This is a genomic window from Nocardiopsis rhodophaea, assembly GCF_039530945.1.
Lineage (GTDB): Bacteria > Actinomycetota > Actinomycetes > Streptosporangiales > Streptosporangiaceae > Nocardiopsis_C > Nocardiopsis_C rhodophaea.
This window is the reverse complement of sequence record NZ_BAAAPC010000019.1, coordinates 25,242-40,039: the sequence shown is the minus strand read 5'-3', so window position 1 is coordinate 40,039 and position 14,798 is coordinate 25,242. Positions and strand designations below refer to the sequence as shown.

The following is a 14,798-nucleotide window of genomic DNA, read 5'->3' as shown; positions in this document are numbered from 1 at the left end:
CTACTCATAGTCGGCCAGGTTGCGAGCCGAATAGAGCAGTTCCAAGGCGGTCATGTCGCACATCGCGATGACACCACCGGACGAGACGAGGGCCCTCATCATGGCCTTCGCCTCCGACGATCGCTTGGAGACCTCGTAGGCGGACTTGTCCACCAGGTAGTGGATCAATGCCACGCACCCTCCATGGTCTCGTTGGAGAGGTCGAGATCCAGCTCGTCCATGAAGTCCAAGAAATCCCGGGATCGTCGGCGCGCGGCGATTTCGGCCAAAGCCCGGTTAACGGTTTCAACCTTGGTCGTGGTTCCGAGTTCATCCGCGGCGATGGCGAGCGTCTCGTCGTCGATGTCTAAGACTGTTCGCGACATCAGATTCGCTTCCCGGAAGATATCGATGACTCCAGACACATGATATCGGCAGAGTGGGCTGGGGCCCGTCGGACCAGCGAATCTCGACGTCGCGGCTGCGTCAGATCATGCCGCAGCTCACGCCGAACGTGGTGGCGGAGATCGGGGCGAGGAGCACCACGGCGGCCGTCGCCAGCGCGGTCGCCGTGACGGCGGCGATGAGCGTGCGCGGCCAGGCGGACCCGCCCGGAGCGGGGCGGACCAGGCGGCGGACGCGTTCGACCACGACACCTCCGCCGGCGGCGAGGGCGGCCGCGACCAGGGCCGGGGCCATGGCGGCGATCGCCCGCGCGACCACGCGGCGGTCGCGGCCGCGCGCGGCCGCGTCGTCGGCGGCCCACTCCGCCAGCTCGGCGGCGAGCGGCGCGGCCCGCCGCAGCAGCGGCACACCGGGAAAGGCGGCGTCGAGCGTGCGGAGCCAGCCGAGCAATAGGTGGTGCCGTCCGCGCAGGTGGGCGCGCTCGTGTGCGATGACGGCGGCGAGTTCGTCGGTGTCCAGGGTGTCCAACGTCCCCTGGCTGAGCACAACGCGCGCCCCGGGCCCGCCCACACAGTAGGCGGAGGGCTGCCCGGTAGGCAGCAGCCACACGCGGGTGCCCTGCAGCCTGCGGCGGCACCCGACGCTGCCCAGCATCGTGCGGTGCCGGGCGCTCCACCGCCATTCGCGGTATCCGCGAGCCAGGGCGCACCAGCCCAGGCGGCCCAGCGCGGCGGCGGGGACGGCGAGCGCGATGAGGGCGGGCGCGTTCGGCTCGGCGGGGCTGCCGAACACCGCGCAGACGGTCGCGACGCACAGCTCGATCAGGGCGGCCAGGCCGACGCCGCCGGTCACCTCGACGACCAGCAGCAGTCCGGTGGAGACCACGGCGGCGCCCCAGGAGGTGGCCAGCGCCGTCACCGCGTGGAGCCCGACGCCCGGTGCGCGCGTCGCGGCGCGGTGCAGCCGGGCCAGCAGGCGCGGGCCGGACAGGCCGAGCAGGAGTGTGTAGCAGGCCGTGAGCAGCAGGGCGACTCCCGCGGTCATGGCCGGTCTCCGCCGCTGTCGGTGCCGGGGTCCCCGCCGCTGTCCGGGCGGCTGTCCTCGCTGTCCTCGGCCAGTAGGTCCCGGAGCGTCCGCGCCTCCTCATCGCTCATCGCGTCCACGAAGCGCAGCAGCGTGGTGCGGGTGCCGCCGCTCTCGTGCAGCGCCTCGTGCATGACCCGCGCCGCGTAGTCGGTGCGGCCGACCGCCGCCCGGTAGAACCACACCCGGCCGATCCGCTCGCGCCGCAGCCACCCCTTGTCGTAGAGCTTCTGCAGCACCGTGGAGATCGTCGTGTAGGCCAGGCCGCGATGCTCCATCGCCTCGGTGACGGCGCGGACCGTGACCGGTTCCGCGGCGTCCCAGACGACGTCCATCACGGCCCGTTCCAGGGGGCCGAATCCACCCATGTCAGGCCTTTCGTGCGGGGGACGGGCAGGACGCGGCGTTGCGCAGCCGGGTGTGCAGGGCCCAGCCGAGCAGCACCAGTCCCGCGGCGGCGAGCAGTGGTTGCAGGGGCGCGAACCAGGTGAGGGCGCCGGAAGCGCCGACCGCGAGCAGCACCAACTTATTGCAGACCGGGCAACCGATGGCGAACCAGGACAGCAGCCCGCCGCTGAGGGAGGAGCGGGCGCCGCGGTCGGGTGTGGCGCCCGTGCCGTCGTCCCCACCCGGGGTAACGTAGGTGGCCAGCAGGAGCCCGCTGAGAAGGGCGGACGCGATCCAGACCGGGTAATTCCACCACTCGGGCGCGATCATGCGGCTGAACAGCGGGTTGGGGATGAGCGCGGTCACCACCCCCAGGAGTACCGCGGTCGCCGCGGCCCCGATGGCCGCCGCCCACCACCTGCGCGCGCCCCACTCCCGCATGTGATCCCTCTTTCTCTCGTCGGTGGTGTGCCGTCCCCGGCCCGTGAGCCGGGGTGGTTCTTCTATGCTTCATAGAAATACTACTATGCGCGATAGAAAACGTCTCGTGTGATGGAGGAGCGACGTATGCCCAGATCAGCAAGGACAACCGGGCGGTGGGCCCCCTGGGCGCCGTTCCTCATCGGGACGGCCATCCTGCTGGCGATCGCGGGATACGCGATCGTCGCCTCCGGCGGCGACGCCGCCGACCGGGAAGCGGCGCCCCAGTCCGCCCCCGTCTCCTCCGATATCCGCGCGATGGGCGAGGAACTGGCCCGCCGCGACGCCGACGACCCCATGGCACTGGGCGACACCGACGCCCCGGTCGTCCTCATCGCCTACTCGGACTACAACTGCCCGTTCTGCGGGCGCTGGGTCCGCGAGATCCAGCCCGAGCTGATGCGCTACGTCGACGATGGCCAGCTGCGCATCGAATGGCGCGAGTTCCCCTACCTCAGCGACGACTCCACGACCGCCGCGCGGGCCGCGCACGCCGCCGGGGTCCAGGGCAAGTTCTGGGAGTTCCACGACACCTACTACGGCGAGGACGAGAAGTTCGAGGGCGACGCCCTGAAGAACGAGCTCGACGCGATCGCCGACGACATCGGCCTGGACAAGAAGCGCTTCGACGAGGACCGCGAGAGCGGCGACGCCGCCCAGGCCGTGCAGCGCGACTTCGACGAGGGCATGGGGATCGGCGTCACCGGCACCCCCGCGTTCCTGGTCAACGGGCAGCCCGTCATGGGCGCGCAGCCGCTTCCGGTGTTCACCCAGGCCATCGACACCGCCCTGGACGACGCGAAGGGGGAGAAGTGACCGACATCGGCTTCGCCGCGGCGCTCGCGGGCGGTGTGCTCGCCCTGCTGAGCCCCTGCAGCGCGCTGCTCCTCCCCTCGTTCTTCGGCTACGCCTTCCGCGACCCCCGGCGGCTCTTCGCCCGCACCGCCCTGTTCTACCTCGGCCTGTGCGTGACGCTGGTGCCCCTCGGCGCGGGATCGGCCGCGGTCAGCCAGCTCTTCTACGGCGAGCGCGATCTCCTCATCACGATCGCCGGGTGGCTGATCATCGCCTTCGGCGCCGCCCAGATCGCCGGACTCGGGATCGCCTTCGGGTTCATGCAGCGCCTGGAGGGGCGCTTCTCCGGGCGGACGGACGCCGTGTCGGTGTTCGCGCTCGGCGCGGTCTACGGCCTCGCGGGTTTCTGCTCCGGCCCGATCCTCGGCGCTGTCCTCACCGTGGCCGCCACCGGCGGTGCGGTGCGCGGCGCCCTGCTCCTGGCGGTGTACGCGCTGGGCATGGCGCTGCCCCTGTTCGTCCTGGCCCTGCTGTGGGACCGCTTCGACCTGGGCCGAAGGGGTTGGCTGCGCGGCCGCCTCGTGAAGATCGGACCGGTGCGGCTGCACACCACGAGTACCGCCTCGGGCCTGCTGTTCATCCTCATCGGCGTGCTGTTCCTCCGCTACGACGGCACGGCGTCGCTGTTCGGCGGCGCGCTGTTCGAGGACCAGGCCTACCGCGCCCAGCAGTGGCTCGCCCGGCTCAGCGGTTCAGGGGCCGACCTGGTGTTCTTCGGCGCGGTGGGGCTCGCGCTGGTCGGCGCGGGCGCCTGGCGGTGGTACCGCGAGCGGCGGGCACCTCGGAGCACGCCCGAGGGCGGCGCTCCGGCGGCGTCGGAGCGGGAGACGGCCCGATGACGCCGGACCGTCGGCGGAGGCGGGCCACCGCCCTCGGTGCCGCCGTGTGCGCGGCCCTCGTCGCCCTCACGGCCTGCACGGCGGGAGGCGGGGCGTCGGGTGAGGAGGAGACCGCCCGGCCGGCTGAGGAGGTCACGCCCCTCGGCGATCCCGCGGAGAAGCTGAGCGGCGTCGACCGCTGGGACGTCCCCCCGCCGCTCGACCCCGACGCGCTCGCCCGGCTGCCCGTGGACGGTCCGCCCGCGGCGGTCGGCGAGGGGTTCATCGGAACCGTCCTGCCCACCGATGAGGACCCCGAGCTGACCTTCGTCCTCACCGACGCTGACGGCACCTCCCGGTGGAGCCGCTCCGTCAACCCCTCCTGCACCAGCTTCACGGTCTCGCGCACGGACGGCCGCGACATCGTCGTGCTGCTAGACAACGACTTCGATCCGCTGCGCGGCGAAGCCGACCCCCCGACCGAGGCCAGCGGCTACGACGCGGTGACCGGCGAGCGGCTGTGGGGCCCCGTGGACGTGCCGGGCGCGGTCATCGGGCCGGGGCTGGTGTTCGGCGATATGCCCGGAACCGTGGTCAGCGATGACGCAGGAGCCACGGTAGCGCTCTCGCCCGCTGACGGCTCGGTCCAGGCCGATGAGACCGACGGCGTGGTGATCGACCACGAGCACAACGGGGTGCTCCTGGTCGAGGAGGACGGCGAACTCCGGGCGCGCGACACCGTGTCCGGCCGAGAGCTGTGGAGCGGAAGCGACCTGCGGCCCCCGAAGGGCGCCGGGGGACGAAGGGTCGGCTACGCGCGGGCCGTTGAGGGCGACGGCGCACGGGTCCTCCTCTCCTGGACACCGGCGGATGGCGGAGGCCGCCCCATCACCACCGTGAACGACCTGCGCACCGGAACGACCGTGGCGGTTCTCCCGGATGAGGTCGTGGAACCGCGCGCCCTCTCCGACCCTGTGACGGGCGTCCTGGTCGCCACATCGGTGGCGGACGCGGACGGCTTCGTCGCCGCGTACGACGGTGAGACGGGACGCGAACTGTGGCGGGACGCCACGGCCGACTACGCGCCCCGGACCCTGCTCGGCGGGAAGCTGTTCGGCGCACAGCCGGACCGCGCGGAGAAGGTGGTGCTCGCGGCGGCCGACGGCACGACGGAGGAACGCGGCACCTGGCCCTTTCCGATCGCGGCCACACCGTCGGGCGCGACCGCCTTCGCCCTTCCGGACGCCGACTGCGACAAGAAGGACGGCTCCTGCGTCGCGGTCGGCGCGCCGAGCTGAGCGGCATCGCGGCGTGGACGCTGCCCGGTCCGCGGGCGTGATCCCGGCCGACGCCGCCGGGGACGACGCTCGCGGACCACCCCGTGGCCGCCGGGGCGCATCCGTCACCGCTCCGGTGACCGCCGGGGCGCGAGCCGGAACACCCGGGGCTCGCGTCCAGCGCGCGTGGCATAGGAGTCATACGGCCACATCGCGTTGAGCTTCCCCCAGACCGCGGCCTTCTCCTCGGGGGAGAGCAGGACACCGGTCACGGGGATCTCGCGGCCCTTGTAATTGATCACGGCCTCGGGCGTGCTGAGGAGGTTCCCAGTCCAGGCGGGGTGCTTCTCGCGCCCGAAATTGCTGCCGACGACGAGGAAGGAGCCGGTCTCCCGCTCGGGCAGGCAGGCCACGGGTGTCTGGCGGGGCTGGCCGCTCTTCTGCCCGATGGTGGTCAGCATCAGGCTGGGGACCGCCCAGCGGGCGGTCTGCACCCTGCCTCCGGTACGGCGGGCGAGGAAGCGGTCGAGCCGCGGCAGGACCCGGGGCGCGATCCGGGCGAACAGGGCGCTCGCCGCCATCCGCTGGATCAGCGGGAGGAGCGCGCGGCCCAATGACGGCGAGCCGGAGCGGGGGGCGAGCGGCGCCATGGTCGTGTCCTTTCCGTGGGGAGTCGGCGGACTACCCGCAACCTACGGCGGTCCGCAGCCCCGGCCAAGGGTGGAATCGAGGCCGTGGACATCTGGGAATACGGGTGCGTTGAGAGAGCGCGGTGAAGTAGGGTGAGCGTGTTTTCGTACATATGATCGATTGGAGCGGCCGTGGTCTCCGAAAACACGGTGTACAGCGCGCTCGACTGGGCGGCCGGGAAGGTCAGGGGCATCGGCGACGTCCCGCTGTCGGCCCCCACCCCCTGCGCCGAGTGGGATCTGGGCCAGGTGCTCAACCACATGATCAACACCCTGGACCTGGTGGCCCGGGGCCTGGCGGGCGAGCAGGTCGACCCGGCGTCCCTCGATCCGCAGGCCACGGCCGCCACGCCGATCAGCGGTACCCCGGAGGCCGCCTTCGCCGCGGCGGCGGCCCGCGCCCGCGTGGTCTTCGCCGACCCCGGAATCTGGGACCGGCGATTCACCGGGGCCTTCTCCGCGGACAGCGCGCGCGACATCGCCGGGGTGGCGGTCGGCGACGTCACGGGGCACGGCTGGGACATCGCGCGCGACCGGGCAGGACGCGACCATCCCCGAGCCGCTCGTGGACGAGGCTTACGCGTGTGCCCGCGGATTTCTCCGGCCCGAAGCGCGGGGTGTGCTGTTCGGGCCGGAAGTCCAGCTTGGGCCAGATGCGACGAAAACCCAGCAACTCATGGCATTCCTCGGGCGGCAGCCCTAGCCTGAGGGGGCAGGAGCCCACGGAATCCCGCCCCCGGGGCCGCCCCCTACGCGTGTCCGAAGAAGGACGACTTCATGGCAGAGCCGCACGCCGTCATCGTCGGTGGTGGTATCGGCGGGTTGACCGCCGCCCTCGCTCTCGACCGCCGTGGATGGGCCGTGACCGTCTGCGAACGGGCACCGGTCCTCGACCCCGCCGATGTCGGTCTGGCTCTGGCACCCAACGGCCTGCGCGCTCTCGACGCGCTCAACGCGGGTGACGATGTCCGGAAGCGCTCCGCCGCCCACGACGTCGCCTCGATCCGGCGCAAGGACGGTCGGTGGATCCTGCGCACGGGGGTGGAGGAGACGCGTCGGCGCTTCGGCGACGCGGTGTGCGTGCTCCGCAACGTCGACCTCGTCGACGTCCTGCTGGAGCGGCTGCCCCGTTCGGCGCTGCACACCGCCACCAGGGTCACCAACGTCGAGCCCGGCGACACGCGGCGCCCCGCGCGGGTCGTGACGGACGTCGGGGAGCTGAGCGCCGACCTCGTGGTGGTGGCCGACGGCGCCCGCTCGACCGTGCGCCCCGAACTGTTCTTGGAACACCCCGGCGCCGTGTACGCGGGGTTCGCCTGTTGGCGCGCCATCGTGCCCCAGCCACCGGACTACCCGCTGGAGTACGGCGAGAGCTGGGGGCAGGGCGGGGTCGCCGGTGTCCTCCCGCTGAATGGGGACGAGGTGTACTGCTACGTGACCGGCAACGTCCCCGCCGGTGGGAGCGCCCAGGATGAGAAGTCCGAGCTCGTCCGACGCATGGACGACTGGCACGCGCCCCTGGCCGAGCTCTTCGAGGCCGCTCGGCCCGAGGCGATCGTGCGCATGGACGTCTGGCATGTCGACACCCCCCTCCCGGCCTTCCACCGGGGGCGGGTGGCGCTGCTCGGCGACGCCGCGCACGCGATGACGCCCAACCTGGTGCAGGGCGCCGGCCAGGCGATCGAGGACGCGGTCGTGCTGGCGCACCACATCGACGGATCCGTGGCCTACCTACCGACGGCGCTGCGGTCCTACACCGACGCCCGGCTGCCCCGCACCAGCGCGCTGGTGCAGAGATCCGCGCAGCTGGCCGAGGCCGTGCAGAACGAGTCCCCGCTGGTCACCATCCTCCGCGACACCGCCGCGGGCGTCGTCGGCCGGCTCGCCCCCACGCTGCTGGCCCGCTACACCCGCCCCATCGACGACTGGAAGCCGCCAGCGGAGATGTGAGGCCACCGCTGGACCGCCGGTCTCCCTGTGCGTCGGCCTCTCAGCCGCCGCCGTCTTTGGCGGAGGCGTCGGAGGGCGCGAGGAGCGCCCGGAGGAACTCCGCGGCGTCGGCGCGGAGTTCGCCGCGGGACGGCGGACGCGCGGCCCCGGAGCCCGCCAGGGAGTCGAAGACCATCCCCTCCGACCAGGCGATGAGTGCGCGGGCGTGGCGTTGCGGGGCGGAAGAGCCGAGGTCGCGCAGCACCATCCTGGCCACGGTCTCGAACCTGCGGCCGAGGCTGTCGTAGACCGCGCGCAGCTCCGGGCGGCGGTTGGCCTCCAGGGCGAGCTCGAAGCGGGCCAGGCTGCGCTCGGTGTCCTCGTAGATCGTGGTGTGCAGGTAGTCGGCGATCAACCGGGCCATCGCGTCGAGTCCGCCGCCCGTGAGGGATGCGGGGACGCCGAGCGCCACCGTGTCGGTGCGAGCGGCCCCCTCGTCGGCGAGGTGAAGGAGGGCGATCTCGATCAGCCGCGCGCGGGTGCGCGCGTGGTAGGAGGTCGAGCCGGGCGGTAGGCCCGCCGCCTCGTCCACCGCCCGGTGGGTGAGCCCCCGCAGGCCCCGGGAGGCGATGAGGTGGACGGCGGTGCGCGCGATGAGGTCGACGCGCTGACTGCTGGTTTCCGGCACCCCCAAATCCTAGATCGTCTCTACAGGTGTAGGTTTACTACAGATGTAGAGTTCTACGGGCGATGGGGTGGCTGAGGGTGGAGAGCGGCATGGTGGGGCGGGGACGGGCCGTGGTCATCGGAGCCGGGATCGGCGGGCTGACCGCCGCACGCGCCCTTGTCGACGTGGGCTGGAGCGTGACCGTCCTGGAACGCGCGCCCGAGGTGGGACCGGTGGGATCCGGGATCGGCATCGGACCGAACGCGCTGCGCGCACTCGACGTGCTCGGCGACGGAGACGCGATCCGGGCGCGGTCGGCGGCGCAGACCGGCGGTCTCCGTCGGTGGGACGGCCGCTGGCTGGTACGCACTGACATGGACGCCGTGAGGGAGCGGTTCGGCGACATCGCCGTTATCCTGCGCCGCGCCGAAGTGATCGACGTGCTCCGGCGGAGCCTCCCGGACGGTGCGCTGCGCACCTCGACCGCGGTCGCGGAGGTCGACCCCGGCGACGTGCGGCGCCCGGCGCGGGTGCGTACCGAGACGGGGGAGGGGATCGACGCGGACCTCGTCGTCGCGGCCGACGGCGTCAACTCGCGGGTGCGGCGCGCCCTGTTCCCGCGGCACCCGGGGCCGGTCTTCGCCTACCCCTGCTGGTGGGTCATCGCCCCGGCGCCCGAGGGCGCCGTTCTGGGGACCGAGAGTTGGGGCGTGGGCCGGGTGGCGGGCCTGTACCCGCTGGCCGACGGCGATGTCTACGCCTACTTCACCGACAGCGGCGAGCCCGGTCAGCACGAGGACGACGAGCGGGCCGGGCTGCTGCGCCGGTTCGGGGCGTGGCACGATCCGATCCCCCAGGTGATCGCCACGGCGGAGCACGTGATCCGCAACGACGTGTGGTCGCTGCGCACACCGCTGCCGGCCTTCCACCGGGGGCGGGTGGCGCTGCTCGGCGACGCCGCGCACGCGATGGCGCCCAACCTGGGGCAGGGGGCCTGCCAGGCGATCGAGGACGGCGTGACGTTAGCGCACCTGGTGGCCGCCTCGGCCGATATCCACGCCGGGCTCGCCGAGTACACGCGCCTGCGGCTGCCCCGCACCAACCGGATCGTGCGGCGCTCCGGCCGCATCGGCGGTTTCCTGTCCTCGACGTCGCCTGTGTTGGCGGCCGGTCGCGACGCCCTGGTCACCGCGCTCGGGCGCCTCGCACCCGGCGGGTTCCTCCGTTCGTTCGACGAGGTCTTCGACTGGACGCCGCCGCGGCCGACCGAGCCGACCCGCTGAAAGGGGGAAAACGCTGGGGGACCGGACCGCCCTGGCCCCTCCACAGGGCGGCCCGGTGGCCGTGCGCGGGCTGCGCGACTCAGCCCGTGAAGATGAAATGGTCTAAGCCGCGAGGGACGTCGCCGGGGTCGACGCGGAAATCGGCCCAGACAGCGAGTCCGAGGTTGAGCTGGGAGTAGGGGAGCACCTGGTCATAGCCCCAGTCGATCGCGAAGGCGTTGACGAGGAGGAGGCCGCGCTGCCCTTCGGAGGTCAACCACGCGGAGCCATCGCGGTCGGGCGGGAGGGCGGGCCGGGCGGTGGTCCAGCCGCCGTCGGCCACTTCCAGCCGCAGGGTGTCGGGTCGGTGGAGCCAGAGGCGGCGTGCCACCTCTCCGCCCGGTGCGCCGGAAACGGTGTGGAGTACCGCGTTGGTGTAGAGCTCGGAGCAGCACAGCTGCACGGTCCAGATCAGGTCGTCGGGGAATCCTCGCAGGTCGTGGCGGATATCAGCGCGCACCTGGATGGTGCGGGCGGGGTCTCCTGGATAAATACGCGGTTCCCATCGGACCGAATGGAACGACGGGGCGGACGACACGACCGACATGAGGACCCCCGAAAGAAGCTGATATGCAACTTCTTCACTCATATACAGGAGTGATGATATAAGAGTGCTCGACTTCGCGGTGGAGAGTCAAGCGGTTTGGGAGAACCGGGCGTGTCGATCGCTCAGTCGTCGGCAGAAATGCGATATTCGAGGACAAATTGGCTGGCGGACATGATCGTGTCACATACCTCCACGGTGCGACCGCTCTTGTCTACTGCCTCCCGAACGAGCTGGATGACCGGCGAGCCCGTCCCCATGGACAGGGCCGACGTCTCCTCCTTGGTCGCGACGCGGACGGAGATCTCCTCGATGTACTCGGCGAGCTGATGGCCGCGTTCTTCGAGCCGGGCGTAGATGCCGCCGGGGCCGGGGTTCTCGGCGAACAGCTCCGGCGTCTCCTTGGCGATGTCCCACGGAATGTAGGAGGTCGCCTCCTCGGTGGGCGTGCCGTCGCTCAGGTAGAGGCGGCGTCGGGCCAGAACCTTGGTGCCGCGGGGCAGGCACAGCCGGCGGGCGATGTCCTCCGGCGCGTCAAGCGACCCCACGAAGCGCACCCTGACCTCGGCCTCGACGCCCGCCTGGTCGGATTCGGCCAGGTAGGCGGCCTTTCCCGCGGCGCGATGCGATCTGCGGAACCGGTCGGAGGACTTGCGCCGGACCGGCGGACGGCTGCGCACGAACGTGCCCTTGCCGTGGTGCGTCTCGACCAGGCCGACCGCGCGGAGCTCGGTCACGGCCTTGCGGACCGTTCCCTGGGCGACGCCGTAGCGCTCGATCAGTTCGGACTCGCTGGGAACCCGCGCCCCGGCGGGCAGCTCGCCCGTGTGGATCTGCAGCTTGAGATCCTGAGCGATGCGCAGGTAGCGCGGTCGGCCACCGTCGGTCGTGGTCGGATTCTCCAACTCGACACCTGCTTCCTTGCCGGGGCCTCTCCTGTAGAAGAGCAATCAGACATTACAAGGTGGTTCCACGCCCATGCACTCAGTTTCGGTCGCGGGAGCGGTCGTCGATAGGGAGGGCCGAATTCTGGCCATTCAGCGGGCTGACAACGGCCACTGGGAACCGCCCGGCGGCGTGCTCGAACCCGATGAGGACATCGAGGCCGGGGTACGTCGGGAAATCTACGAGGAAACCGGACTGAGTGTCCATGTCGATACATTGACCGGTGTCTACAAGAACATCAAGCAGGGCATCGTCGCCTTGGTCTTCCGCTGCGTACCGAAAACCAGCCACGTGCGCCTCTCCGAGGAGACGACCGCCGTCGAATGGCTGACGCCCGACGAGGTCGCGCTGCGTATGGCGCCCGCCTACGCCTGCCGCCTCCTCGACGCCCTGGACGCCGGGCCGCCGCGGATCCGCGCGCATGACGGCCACGATCTCCTCACCGCCGTCCCCCTCGACCCATGACAGATCCGGCCACCAGGCTCCCGGTGGCCGGATCCCGCACCGCGCCCGGCTACTGCTCCGGCGCCGACGACGGTTTCCGGGTGTTGGGGGCCATCGGGGTGTCGGCCCCCTTCCGCCTGCCGATCGTGGAGCCGAGCCAGACCAGCGGGTCGTAGCGGCGCCCCGCGACCCGCTCCTTCATCGGGATCAGCGCGTTGTCGGTGATCTTGATGTTCTCGGGGCACACCTCCGTGCAGCACTTGGTGATGTTGCAGTAGCCCAGACCGAACTCGTCCTGGGCGATCATCCGGCGGTCGGCGGTGTCCTCCGGGTGCATCTCCAGCTCAGAGACCCGCATCAGGAAGCGCGGGCCGGAGAAGCTCTCCTTGTTCTCCTCGTGGTCGCGGATCACATGGCAGACGTTCTGGCACAGGAAGCACTCGATGCACTTGCGGAACTCCTGCGAGCGCTGGACATCCTCCTGCCGCATCCGGAAGTCGCCCGGCGCGGTCCCCGGGTCCGGGGTGAAGGAGGGGATCTCACGGGCTTTGGCGTAGTTGTACGAGACATCGCACACCAGGTCGCGGATGACGGGAAAGGTCTGCATGGGCGTGACCGTGACGGTCTCCTCGGGTGCGAACGTGCTCATCCGCGTCATACACGACAGACGCGGCCGCCCGTTGATCTCCATCGAGCACGAGCCGCACTTCCCCGCCTTGCAGTTCCACCGGACCGCGAGGTCCGGTGTCTGGGTCGCCTGCAGCCGGTGCAGCACGTCGAGGACGACTTCGCCCTCATTGACCTCGACCTCGTAGGTGGTGAGCTCTCCGTCGCCACCGCCGCGCCAGACGCGGAACGTCCGCGTGGTGCCGGTGCCGGTCGTCTCGGTGGTCATCCCTGGTCGTCCTCCTTCGCGGTGCCCTGCTCGGTTCCCGGGGCCGCCGTCGGCTCCGGCACTGCCGGCGCCGGGACCGCTGGCAGCTCGTTGTCGGTGAAGTACTTGGCCAGCTCCTCGCGGTCGAAGAGCTCCAGCAGGTCCGGCCGGAGCGGGTCGACCCGCTGGCGGCGCAGGCGCACCCGACCGTCCGCGGTCAGCGACTCGATCAGGTTGACCCGGCGCCACTCCGGCGACATTTCCGGGAAGTCGTCGCGGGTGTGCCCGCCGCGCGACTCCTCGCGCTCCAGTGCCGCCCGCGCGATGGCCTCGGCGACCAGCACCATGCTCCGCAGGTCCAGGGCGAGGTGCCAGGCGGGGTTGTAGACAGGTCCGCCCTCGGCGCGGACGCAGGCGACGCGGTCACCGAGCTTGTGCAGCGCCTCCAGCGCCTGTTCGATTTCCGGCCCCCGGCGGATGATGCCGACCAGGGTGTTCATGGTCTGCTGGAGCTCGGAGTGCACGGCGTAGGGGTTCTCGCCGTGCTCGCGCTCCAGCGGCGCCCGCACCTGCTCCACGGCACGCTCCACCTGAGCGGGGTCGGCGGGCGGACGCTCGCCCGCCAGCTCGGTGACGTACTCGGCGGCGCCCAGACCGGCCCGGCGGCCGAACACCAGCAGGTCGGACAGGGAGTTGCCGCCCAGCCGGTTAGAACCGTGCATACCGCCGGCGACTTCTCCGGCCGCGAACAGCCCCGGCACGAGTGCCGCCCCGGTCGCGGCGTCCACTTCCACGCCGCCCATCACGTAGTGGCAGGTCGGGCCGACCTCCATGGGTTCGGCGGTGATGTCGACGTCGGCCAGCTCCTTGAACTGGTGGTGCATCGACGGCAGCTTGCGCATGATCTGGTCGGCCGGCAGGCGGTTGGCGATGTCCAGGAAGACGCCGCCGTGCGGGGAGCCCCGCCCCTCTTTGACCTCGGTGTTGATGGCGCGCGCCACCTCGTCGCGGGGCAGCAGCTCCGGGGGCCGCCGGTGGTTCTCCGGATCGGAGTACCAGCCGTCGGCCTCCGCCTCGGTCTCGGCGTACTGGGAGCGGAACACGTCGGGCACGTAGCGGAACATGAACCGCTCGTTCTCGGCGTTGCGCAGCACCCCGCCGTCGCCGCGTACGGACTCGGTGACCAGGATGCCCTTGACCGAGGGCGGCCAGACCATGCCGGTGGGGTGGAACTGCACGAACTCCATGTTGACCAGGGACGCCCCGCAGCGCAGGGCCAGGGCGTGGCCGTCGCCGGTGTACTCCCAGGAGTTGGAGGTGACCTTGAAGGACTTGCCGATGCCGCCGGTGGCCAGCACCACGGCGGGTGTTTCGAACAGCACGAGCTCCCCGGTCTCCCGGATGTAGCCCAGTGCCCCGGACAGCCGCTCGCCGTCCTTGAGCAGATCGGTGATGGTGGTCTCGGCGAAGACCTTCAGCATCGCCTCGGGGTGGCCCAGTTCGGCGGCGTCGGCCTGCTGCAACTGGACCACCCGCTGCTGCAGGGTGCGGATCATCTCCAGGCCGGTGCGGTCGCCGACGTGGGCGAGCCGGGCGTACTCGTGGCCGCCGAAGTTGCGCTGGCTGATCCGGCCGTCGCCGGTGCGGTCGAACAGCGCCCCCCAGTACTCCAGTTCCAGAATGCGCTCGGGGGCCTCGCGGGCGTGTAGCTCGGCCATGCGGGGGTTGTTCAGGAACTTGCCGCCCCGCATGGTGTCGCGGAAGTGGACCTGCCAGTTGTCGCCGGGGTTGACGTTGCCGAGCGCGGCCGCCGCGCCGCCCTCGGCCATGACGGTGTGCGCCTTGCCGAACAGGGACTTGGAGATGATGGCGGTTTTCTTGCCCTGTTCGCGTGCTTCGATGGCGGCGCGGAGGCCGGCGCCTCCGGCTCCGATCACCACCACGTCGTAGGTGTGCCGTTTGATCTCGGACATCTGCCTGACTTTCGGTTGCGTCGATACATTCGGCGCCGGAGACCGGTCGCGTCGGCGCCGCGGAGGGCGCGGTGCCGCGGAGGATGGGGTCCAGGCCGCCGCCGTATCCGCGGTCGGGAAAAAAGGC

The 14,798-nt window shown here is 71.4% G+C and carries 18 protein-coding genes; 7 read left to right on the top strand and 11 right to left on the bottom strand.

What is annotated here, in order from left to right; genetic code table 11:
- From ABD259_RS19905 to ABD259_RS19885, 5 genes are all read right to left on the bottom strand, one after another.
- A complete protein-coding gene (locus ABD259_RS19905) occupies positions 1-174 on the bottom strand; it encodes a PIN domain-containing protein (RefSeq protein WP_344101694.1) in 174 nt (57 codons plus the stop codon).
- Positions 165-365, bottom strand: coding sequence for a type II toxin-antitoxin system VapB family antitoxin (locus tag ABD259_RS19900; RefSeq protein ID WP_344164464.1), 201 nt, complete (start codon positions 363-365; stop codon positions 165-167). Before ABD259_RS19900 ends, ABD259_RS19905 begins: the two co-directional genes overlap by 10 nt.
- Before the next feature lie 100 nt (positions 366-465).
- Complete coding sequence (locus ABD259_RS19895; protein ID WP_344164461.1) at positions 466-1,428, bottom strand: M56 family metallopeptidase; 963 nt, start codon at positions 1,426-1,428, stop codon at positions 466-468.
- Positions 1,425-1,835, bottom strand: a complete 411-nt coding sequence (locus ABD259_RS19890; RefSeq protein WP_344164459.1) for a BlaI/MecI/CopY family transcriptional regulator — start codon at positions 1,833-1,835, stop codon at positions 1,425-1,427. Before ABD259_RS19890 ends, ABD259_RS19895 begins: the two co-directional genes overlap by 4 nt.
- A gap of 1 nt (position 1,836) precedes the next feature.
- Positions 1,837-2,295 (bottom strand): hypothetical protein, encoded by a 459-nt coding sequence (locus tag ABD259_RS19885; RefSeq protein WP_344101685.1) that lies wholly within the window; start codon positions 2,293-2,295, stop codon positions 1,837-1,839.
- Positions 2,296-2,421: 126 nt separating this feature from the next.
- Here ABD259_RS19885 and ABD259_RS19880 point away from each other — a divergent pair, with 126 nt between their 5' ends.
- Genes ABD259_RS19880 through ABD259_RS19870 form a run of 3 tightly spaced genes read left to right on the top strand, consistent with a single transcriptional unit; the run spans position 2,422 to position 5,305 of the window.
- Entirely contained in the window at positions 2,422-3,150 is a 729-nt protein-coding gene (locus ABD259_RS19880; protein WP_344164456.1) for a thioredoxin domain-containing protein, read from the top strand.
- Positions 3,147-4,028, top strand: a complete 882-nt coding sequence (locus ABD259_RS19875; RefSeq protein ID WP_344101680.1) for a cytochrome c biogenesis CcdA family protein — start codon at positions 3,147-3,149, stop codon at positions 4,026-4,028. The genes ABD259_RS19880 and ABD259_RS19875 overlap by 4 nt, the downstream gene beginning before the upstream one ends.
- Complete coding sequence (locus ABD259_RS19870) at positions 4,025-5,305, top strand: outer membrane protein assembly factor BamB family protein (protein ID WP_344164453.1); 1,281 nt, start codon at positions 4,025-4,027, stop codon at positions 5,303-5,305. Before ABD259_RS19875 ends, ABD259_RS19870 begins: the two co-directional genes overlap by 4 nt.
- A gap of 104 nt (positions 5,306-5,409) precedes the next feature.
- On the opposite strand, the gene ABD259_RS19865 is transcribed toward ABD259_RS19870, so the two are convergent.
- Positions 5,410-5,934, bottom strand: a complete 525-nt coding sequence (locus tag ABD259_RS19865; RefSeq protein WP_344101675.1) for a nitroreductase/quinone reductase family protein — start codon at positions 5,932-5,934, stop codon at positions 5,410-5,412.
- A 171-nt stretch (positions 5,935-6,105) separates the two neighbouring features.
- Here ABD259_RS19865 and ABD259_RS19860 point away from each other — a divergent pair, with 171 nt between their 5' ends.
- Together ABD259_RS19860 and ABD259_RS19855 are read left to right on the top strand one after the other, a co-directional pair.
- Positions 6,106-6,681, top strand: coding sequence for a maleylpyruvate isomerase N-terminal domain-containing protein (locus ABD259_RS19860; protein ID WP_344164450.1), 576 nt, complete (start codon positions 6,106-6,108; stop codon positions 6,679-6,681).
- A 69-nt stretch (positions 6,682-6,750) separates the two neighbouring features.
- The gene (locus ABD259_RS19855; protein ID WP_344101671.1) at positions 6,751-7,923 is read left to right on the top strand and encodes an FAD-dependent oxidoreductase; all 1,173 of its coding nucleotides are present in this window, start codon (positions 6,751-6,753) and stop codon (positions 7,921-7,923) included.
- Between the two features lie 40 nt (positions 7,924-7,963).
- Here the strand turns inward: ABD259_RS19855 and ABD259_RS19850 are convergent, their stop codons facing one another.
- Positions 7,964-8,590 (bottom strand): TetR/AcrR family transcriptional regulator, encoded by a 627-nt coding sequence (locus tag ABD259_RS19850; protein ID WP_344101669.1) that lies wholly within the window; start codon positions 8,588-8,590, stop codon positions 7,964-7,966.
- Between the two features lie 62 nt (positions 8,591-8,652).
- Here ABD259_RS19850 and ABD259_RS19845 point away from each other — a divergent pair, with 62 nt between their 5' ends.
- Positions 8,653-9,852, top strand: coding sequence for an FAD-dependent monooxygenase (locus ABD259_RS19845; RefSeq protein WP_344164447.1), 1,200 nt, complete (start codon positions 8,653-8,655; stop codon positions 9,850-9,852).
- A 79-nt stretch (positions 9,853-9,931) separates the two neighbouring features.
- On the opposite strand, the gene ABD259_RS19840 is transcribed toward ABD259_RS19845, so the two are convergent.
- Together ABD259_RS19840 and ABD259_RS19835 are read right to left on the bottom strand one after the other, a co-directional pair.
- The gene (locus tag ABD259_RS19840; protein ID WP_344101666.1) at positions 9,932-10,480 is read right to left on the bottom strand and encodes an ATP-binding protein; all 549 of its coding nucleotides are present in this window, start codon (positions 10,478-10,480) and stop codon (positions 9,932-9,934) included.
- An 80-nt stretch (positions 10,481-10,560) separates the two neighbouring features.
- On the bottom strand, positions 10,561-11,340 hold the full coding sequence (locus ABD259_RS19835) for a GntR family transcriptional regulator (protein ID WP_344101664.1): 780 nt from the start codon (positions 11,338-11,340) through the stop codon (positions 10,561-10,563).
- A 73-nt stretch (positions 11,341-11,413) separates the two neighbouring features.
- Between ABD259_RS19835 and ABD259_RS19830 the strand changes: the two genes are divergently transcribed.
- Positions 11,414-11,845 carry an NUDIX hydrolase gene (locus ABD259_RS19830; RefSeq protein WP_344101662.1) on the top strand — a complete coding sequence of 144 codons (432 nt, stop codon included), beginning with the start codon at positions 11,414-11,416 and terminating at the stop codon, positions 11,843-11,845.
- Between the two features lie 49 nt (positions 11,846-11,894).
- Here ABD259_RS19830 and ABD259_RS19825 read toward each other — a convergent pair whose 3' ends face one another.
- On the bottom strand, positions 11,895-12,719 hold the full coding sequence (locus ABD259_RS19825; protein ID WP_344101660.1) for a succinate dehydrogenase/fumarate reductase iron-sulfur subunit: 825 nt from the start codon (positions 12,717-12,719) through the stop codon (positions 11,895-11,897).
- Positions 12,716-14,671, bottom strand: a complete 1,956-nt coding sequence (locus ABD259_RS19820; protein WP_344164444.1) for a fumarate reductase/succinate dehydrogenase flavoprotein subunit — start codon at positions 14,669-14,671, stop codon at positions 12,716-12,718. The genes ABD259_RS19825 and ABD259_RS19820 overlap by 4 nt, the downstream gene beginning before the upstream one ends.
- Between the last annotated feature and the right edge of the window lie 127 nt (positions 14,672-14,798).